Source organism: Actinotalea ferrariae CF5-4 (genome assembly GCF_000603945.1).
Taxonomy (GTDB): domain Bacteria; phylum Actinomycetota; class Actinomycetes; order Actinomycetales; family Cellulomonadaceae; genus Actinotalea; species Actinotalea ferrariae.
This window is the reverse complement of the sequence record NZ_AXCW01000429.1, coordinates 1-1,122: the sequence shown is the minus strand read 5'-3', so window position 1 is coordinate 1,122 and position 1,122 is coordinate 1. Positions and strand designations below refer to the sequence as shown.

The 1,122-nt window shown below is 76.3% G+C and carries 1 protein-coding gene; it reads right to left on the bottom strand.

Annotation, left to right across the window (positions count from 1 at the left end; genetic code table 11):
* A partial coding sequence (locus N866_RS18510; protein WP_155855489.1) for a serine/threonine-protein kinase occupies positions 1 to 1,066 on the bottom strand: 1,066 nt, incomplete at its 3' end.
* Positions 1,067 to 1,122 lie beyond the last annotated feature (56 nt).

The following is a 1,122-nucleotide window of genomic DNA, read 5'->3' as shown; positions in this document are numbered from 1 at the left end:
CCGCGGCGTGCCAGTGGGCGAGCACGTCCCCGCTGTCGTCCGCGACGGTCGCGACCGAGGCCTGGGCGGTGGGCGGGGCCGCGGAGGCGGCCGCCTCGCCGATCGAGGGCACCGGCCGCAGACGGGTCGCCTGGCCTGCCTCGCCCTCCGCGGCGGGACCCGCCGCCCCGCCGTCCTCGACGGGGTCGTCCAGCTCCTCCGGCAGGTCCAGCGGCGTGAGCGGGAGGAGCAGCTCGGCCTCCACCTGCTGCAGCGCCCGGGCGAACGCGAAGGCGCTGTGGTGCCGCCGTCGTGGGTCCGGGTCCATGGCGCGGCGCAGCACGGCCTCGAGCGTCTCGGGGACGTCGCCACGGCCCGTCGCCACCAGCGCCCCGCGCTCGATGCGCGGGATCAGGTCCGCGGCCCCGTTGGGGGCGCCGGGCACCTCGAACGGGGACCGGCGGGCGAGCAGCGAGTAGACCGTGGCGGCCAGCGAGTAGACGTCGGCCCGCACGTCCCCCGTCGGCTGCTCGGCGAGCATCTCCGGCGGGGACCACGGGATGGACATGCCGACGGCGGACCCGGCAGCCCAGCTCGTCGTCGCGGCGATGCCGAAGTCGGTCAGGGCCGGCCAGCCGAAGTCCGTGATCAGGACGTTGGCGGGCTTGATGTCCCGGTGCAGCACCCCGGCGCGGTGGGCGGTCTCCACGGCGGAGGCGAGGCGGACGCCGATCCGCAGGACCTCCGCGACGCCCATCCGCTCCGACCGGTAGCGCTGGCCCAGACCCGGGCGGGAGCAGTACTCCATGACCAGGTACGGGCGGCCGTCGGGCGCGACGTCGGCGTGGTGGATCGTGACGATCGACGGGTGGTGGGACAGCCGCGCCATGGTGTCCGCCTCGGCGCGGAAGCGCTCGCGGACGTCGTCGCCCAGGTGGCCGGCGAGGAGGACCTTGACCGCGACGGACCGCCGCGGCATGCGCTGCTCGTACAGGAAGACGTCCGCGAACCCGCCCATGCCGAGGAGCCGCACCGGGTCGTGCCCGGGCAGCGTCGGGGGCGTGGAGGGCTCACGGCGTGCGGTCATGCACCGCGCTCCACGACGAACGTCACGCCCTCGCCGAGGTCCACCGAGACGCCGGG